This is a genomic window from Archangium sp., from assembly GCF_036389735.1.
Lineage (GTDB): Bacteria > Myxococcota > Myxococcia > Myxococcales > Myxococcaceae > Archangium.
Window position 1 is genome coordinate 1 of the sequence record NZ_DASVWK010001140.1, and the last position, 4616, is coordinate 4616.

5 protein-coding genes are annotated in these 4616 nt (G+C 68.7%); all 5 read right to left on the minus strand.

Features of this window, described 5'->3' with window-relative positions:
• Positions 1-237: 237 nt before the first annotated feature.
• On the minus strand, positions 238-600 hold the full coding sequence (queD, locus tag VF794_RS41015; RefSeq protein WP_331119393.1) for a 6-carboxytetrahydropterin synthase QueD: 363 nt from the start codon (positions 598-600) through the stop codon (positions 238-240).
• Between the two features lie 12 nt (positions 601-612).
• Positions 613-1902 carry a class I SAM-dependent RNA methyltransferase gene (locus VF794_RS41020; RefSeq protein ID WP_414641025.1) on the minus strand — a complete coding sequence of 430 codons (1290 nt, stop codon included), beginning with the start codon at positions 1900-1902 and terminating at the stop codon, positions 613-615.
• A 76-nt stretch (positions 1903-1978) separates the two neighbouring features.
• Positions 1979-2635 (minus strand): CoA transferase subunit B, encoded by a 657-nt coding sequence (locus VF794_RS41025; protein ID WP_331119395.1) that lies wholly within the window; start codon positions 2633-2635, stop codon positions 1979-1981.
• Positions 2636-2644: 9 nt separating this feature from the next.
• Positions 2645-3343: a CoA transferase subunit A gene (locus VF794_RS41030; RefSeq protein ID WP_331119397.1), complete on the minus strand. Its 699-nt coding sequence runs from the start codon at positions 3341-3343 to the stop codon at positions 2645-2647.
• A gap of 96 nt (positions 3344-3439) precedes the next feature.
• Positions 3440-4616: thiolase family protein (locus VF794_RS41035; RefSeq protein WP_331119399.1), on the minus strand; the 1177-nt coding region annotated here is incomplete at its 5' end.

Sequence of the window (4616 nt, forward strand, 5' to 3'; positions counted from 1 at the left end):
TTCGTCCCCTACAGCCCGCTGGGCAAGGGGTTCCTGACGGGGAAGCTCGACGAGACGACCCCGTTCGCCCAGGGCGACGTCCGCAAGCCCCTGGGCCGCACCGACAGCCGCCCCGAGCGCATCCGGACGGTCGTGAAGACCCTCCGTCGCGCCCACGCCGTGCAGCCCGTCACCGCCGTGCACGGCGCGCTAACCCCGAGCACATGGAGAAGGCCACGGGCCTCTGAAGGCCCAGCTTCAGTCGTGCTCGCCGCGGTAGATGCAGCCGGAGGTGCAGGTCTCCCGCACCATCACCTGGGAGAGCTGGGGCAGCCGAGGCCGGACGCGCTGCCAGATCCACCGTGCGAGGTTCTCGCTGGTGGGGTTGGACAGCCCGTCGATCTCATTGAGGTAGTAGTGGTCGAGCTGGGCCTGGATCGGCTTGAAGGCCTCGGTGAGGTCGGCGAAGTCCATCACCCACCCCGAGTCCCCACCCACCGGACCCTGGACATGGAGGGTCACGCGGTAGGAGTGGCCATGCAACCGGGCGCACTTGTGGCCCGCGGGCACGTTCGGGAGTCGGTGGGCCGACTCGAAGGTGAACTCCTTGAAGATCTCCAAAACGAACTCCTCCTACGCGGACAGCTCGAAAGACATGACGGACTCGACGTGGTGCGTCTGGGGGAACATGTCCACCACCTGGAGCGCCAGCGGCTTGTAACCGGCCTCTACCAGCCCGGCGGCGTCTCGCGCCAGAGAGCCCGGGTCGCACGCCACGTACACCACACGTCTCACCCCGAGGGCCTTGAGCCACCGGGCCAGTCCCGGCGCTCCCGTGCGCGGAGGATCCGCCAGCGCCAGGTCGAACCGATTGCCCTCGCGGATGAGGCTCTCGGTCACCTTGCGGGCATCGCCCTGGACGAAGCGCACATTGGTCACCCCACCCTCCCGCGCGCTGCGCTGCGCGAGGTCCACCGACGCCGGGGAGGACTCCACCCCCAGCACCGAGGCCGCGCTCGCCGCCAGCGGGTACGTGAAGTTACCGTTGCCCGAGTACAGCTCCAGCACCGAGTCCGTCTCGCGCGGGGCCAGCTCGTACAGGGCCGACGTCACCAGCCCCACGTTGGCCTCGGCGTGTGCCTGGGAGAAGGCATCCGGCCGCAGGTACAGCGGGACCTCCGGCCGCAGCGGTGACACCGAGCGCAGCACCGGCTTGCCGATGAGCCGCGGCGAGCCCTCCTTCGGCACCAGCACCGCGCCCTCCAGCCGCAGCTTGCGCACGGCCGCCTCGCACGCCTCCACGTGTCGGGGCGTCACCTGCCCCTTCAGCATCACCGAGAAGGACGCCTTGCCGGCCTCGGCGAGCAGGTGGACCTCCTCCGCGTCCCGGGACACCGGCTTGAGCAACGGCGCCAGCTTCCCCGGCAGAGCGGCCAGCACGGGCACCAGCGCGGCGCACTCGCTCACCGGCACCCGCTCGTGGCTGCGCCGCCCGAAGAAGGCCAGCTCGTCCTTGAGGAAGTGCAGCACCGCGCGCCGCCGGTAACCGAAGTCCGTCGGCGCGATCAGCAACGGTCGCACCGTGAAGCTGTCCCGCTTCAGCCGACCCAGATGCTCCAGGGCCGAGAGGACAATCTCCTGCTTCGCCGCGCGCTGGGCGGGCTCGGACAGCTCCAGCCAGTCGCACCCGCCGCACCGGGCATTGAGGCCACACGGGGAGCGCCGCCGGTCCGGGCTCGGCGCCAGCACCTCGCCGAGCAGGTAACCGCGCATCACCTTGCCCTCCTGCTCCAGACGCACGCGCACGCGCTCGCCTGGGAAGGTACCGGGCACGAAGACGGTGCGGCCCTCGTACGAGGCCACGCCCTCTCCGAGCTGCCCGAGGCGCTCGATCGTCAATTCAATGGGGGTATCCGGCAGCATGGGGGAGATGGGAATGGGCGACCCCTTCAGGACGCCATCCTTATTCGACCCCCGCTCCGGCGCAGGTATTCCCCTCTCAGATCGTCATCTCGCGCACGTCGGGGGCCACCTTGAGCCTGGGCTCGGTGATGGCCTGCACCTGCTCCACCGTCACGCCGGGGGCCAGCTCACGCAGCACGAGGCCCTGGGGCGTCACGTCGATGAGGGCGTATTCGGTGACGATGTGGTTGACGCACTTGAGGCCGGTGAGGGGCAGGGAGCACTTCTTGAGGATCTTCGGCTTCCCCTCCTTGTTGACGTGCTCCATGGTCACGAAGACGCGCTTGGCGCCCACCGCGAGATCCATGGCGCCGCCCGGGCCCTTCACCATCTTGCCGGGGATCATCCAGTTGGCGAGATCCCCCTCCTCGCTCACCTCCATGGCGCCGAGCACGGCCAGGTCGACATGGCCGCCGCGGATCATCCCGAAGGACAGCGCCGAGTCGAAGTAGGCGGCGCCCTTCACCACCGTCACCGTCTCCTTGCCGGCGTTGATGAGATCCGGGTCCTCCTCACCTTCCATGGGCCAGGGGCCCATGCCGAGGATGCCGTTCTCGGACTGGAACATGATGTCGAGGCCCTTCGGAATGTAGTTGGCCACCAGCGTGGGGATGCCAATTCCGAGGTTCACGTAATAGCCGTCGCGCAGCTCCTGGGCGATGCGCTGGGCAATCTGCTCACGGGTCAGGGGCATGGCGTCCTCTCAGGCCTTCTTCTGCACGGTACGGCGCTCGATCCACTTCTGGAGATCCTTCGACTGGACGATGCGCTGCACGAAGATACCGGGCAGGTGCACCTGATCCGGGTCGAGTTCGCCAGCGGCCACGATGTGCTCGGCCTCGACGATGGTGACCTTTCCCGCCATGCACATCATCGGCGAGAAGTTGCGGGCCGTCTTGCGGAACACCAGGTTGCCCCAGGTGTCGGCCTTCCAGGCGCGCACGATGGTGAAGTCCGCCTTGAGGGGCGTCTCCAGCACGTGCAGCCGCCCGTCGATCATCCGCGTCTCCTTGCCCTCGGAGAGCTGGGTGCCCGCGCCCGAGGGGGTGAAGAAGCCGCCGATGCCGCAGCCGCCCGCGCGGATGCGCTCGGCCAGCGTGCCCTGGGGGTTGAGCTCGACCTCGAGCTTCCCGGAGAGCATCAACTGCTCGAAGACCTTGTTCTCGCCCACATAGCTGGCGACGATCTTCTTCACCTGGTTGGCCTTGAGCAGGATGCCCAGGCCCAGCTCGGTGGTGCCGCAGTTGTTGGAGATGATGGTGAGCCCCTGGGTCCCCTTGCGGTGCAGCGCCGCGATGAGGTTCTCGGGGTTACCGCATAGCCCGAAGCCGCCGCTCATGAGCGTGGCGCCATCCGGGATGTCGCGGACGGCCTCGTCCGCGTTCGCGAAGATCTTGTTCATGAACCCCTCCTACGAGAACGGGGCGAGGGCCACCTGATGGACCCTCACCCCGCCCCTCTCCCAGGGGGAGAGGGAGTGTTCGTCACCCGAAGTGGATTAGCGCTCCACCATCAGCGCGATGCCCTCGCCGCCGCCGATGCAGAGCGACGCCACGCCGCGCTTCTTGTTCGTGTCCTGCAGGGTGTGCAGCAGGGTCACCAGGAGGCGCGCGCCCGAGGCGCCGATCGGGTGGCCGAGCACCACCGCGCCGCCGCGCACGTTCACCTTCGAGCCCTCCAGGCCGAGGATCTTGTTGTTGGCCAGGGCCACCACGGCGAAGGCCTCGTTGATCTCCCAGAGGTCCACGTCGGTGGTCTTGTGGCCGGTCTTCTTGAGCAGGTTGTTGATGGAGTCGGCCGGGGCGATGGTGAACTCCACCGGCTTGCGAGCGGCCCCGGCGTAGCCGGCGATGCGGCCCAGGACGGTGCGGCCCTCGGCCTTGGCGCGCTCGGCGCTCATCAGCACCAGCGCCGCGGCGCCGTCATTGATGGAGGACGCGTTGGCGGCCGTCACCGTGCCGTCCTTCTTGAAGACGGGCTTGAGGCCGGCGATCTTCTCCGGCTTGGCGTTCTTCGGGCCCTCGTCCTCGGTGACGATGACGGTGTCCTCGGGCTTCTTGCCGGGCACGGAGACGGCGACGATCTCCGACTTGAAGAGGCCCTCCTTCTGCGCCTGGATGGCGCGGCGGGTGGACTCCATCGCGTACTCGTCCTGCGCCGAGCGGCTGATGTTGTGGTTGGTGGAGCACTCCTCCGCGCAGCTGCCCATGTGGACGTTGCCGTACACGTCCCAGAGGCCGTCGTGGATGAGGGCGTCCTTGAACTCCACGTGGCCCATGCGCGAGCCGCCGCGCATGCTGTGGCTGAGGTAGGGGGCGTTGGACATGGACTCCATGCCGCCCACCACCACCACGTCCGCGTCCCCCAGGGCGATGGCCTGGGCGCCCGCGATGACGGCCTTCATGCCCGAGCCGCACACCTTGTTGATGGTCATGCACGGGACCGAGTCCGGGAGGCCCGCGCCGAGGGCGGCCTGACGGGCGGGGGCCTGGCCGACGCCGGCCTGGAGCACGTTGCCCATGATGACCTCGTCCACGGTCTCCGGGGACACCCCCGCGCGCTCCAGGGCCGCCTTGATGGCGATGGAGCCGAGCTGCGGAGCCGTGAGCTTGGAGAGGGCGCCCTGGAAGGCCCCGATGGGGGTACGGGCCGCGCCAACGATGACGACTTCACGA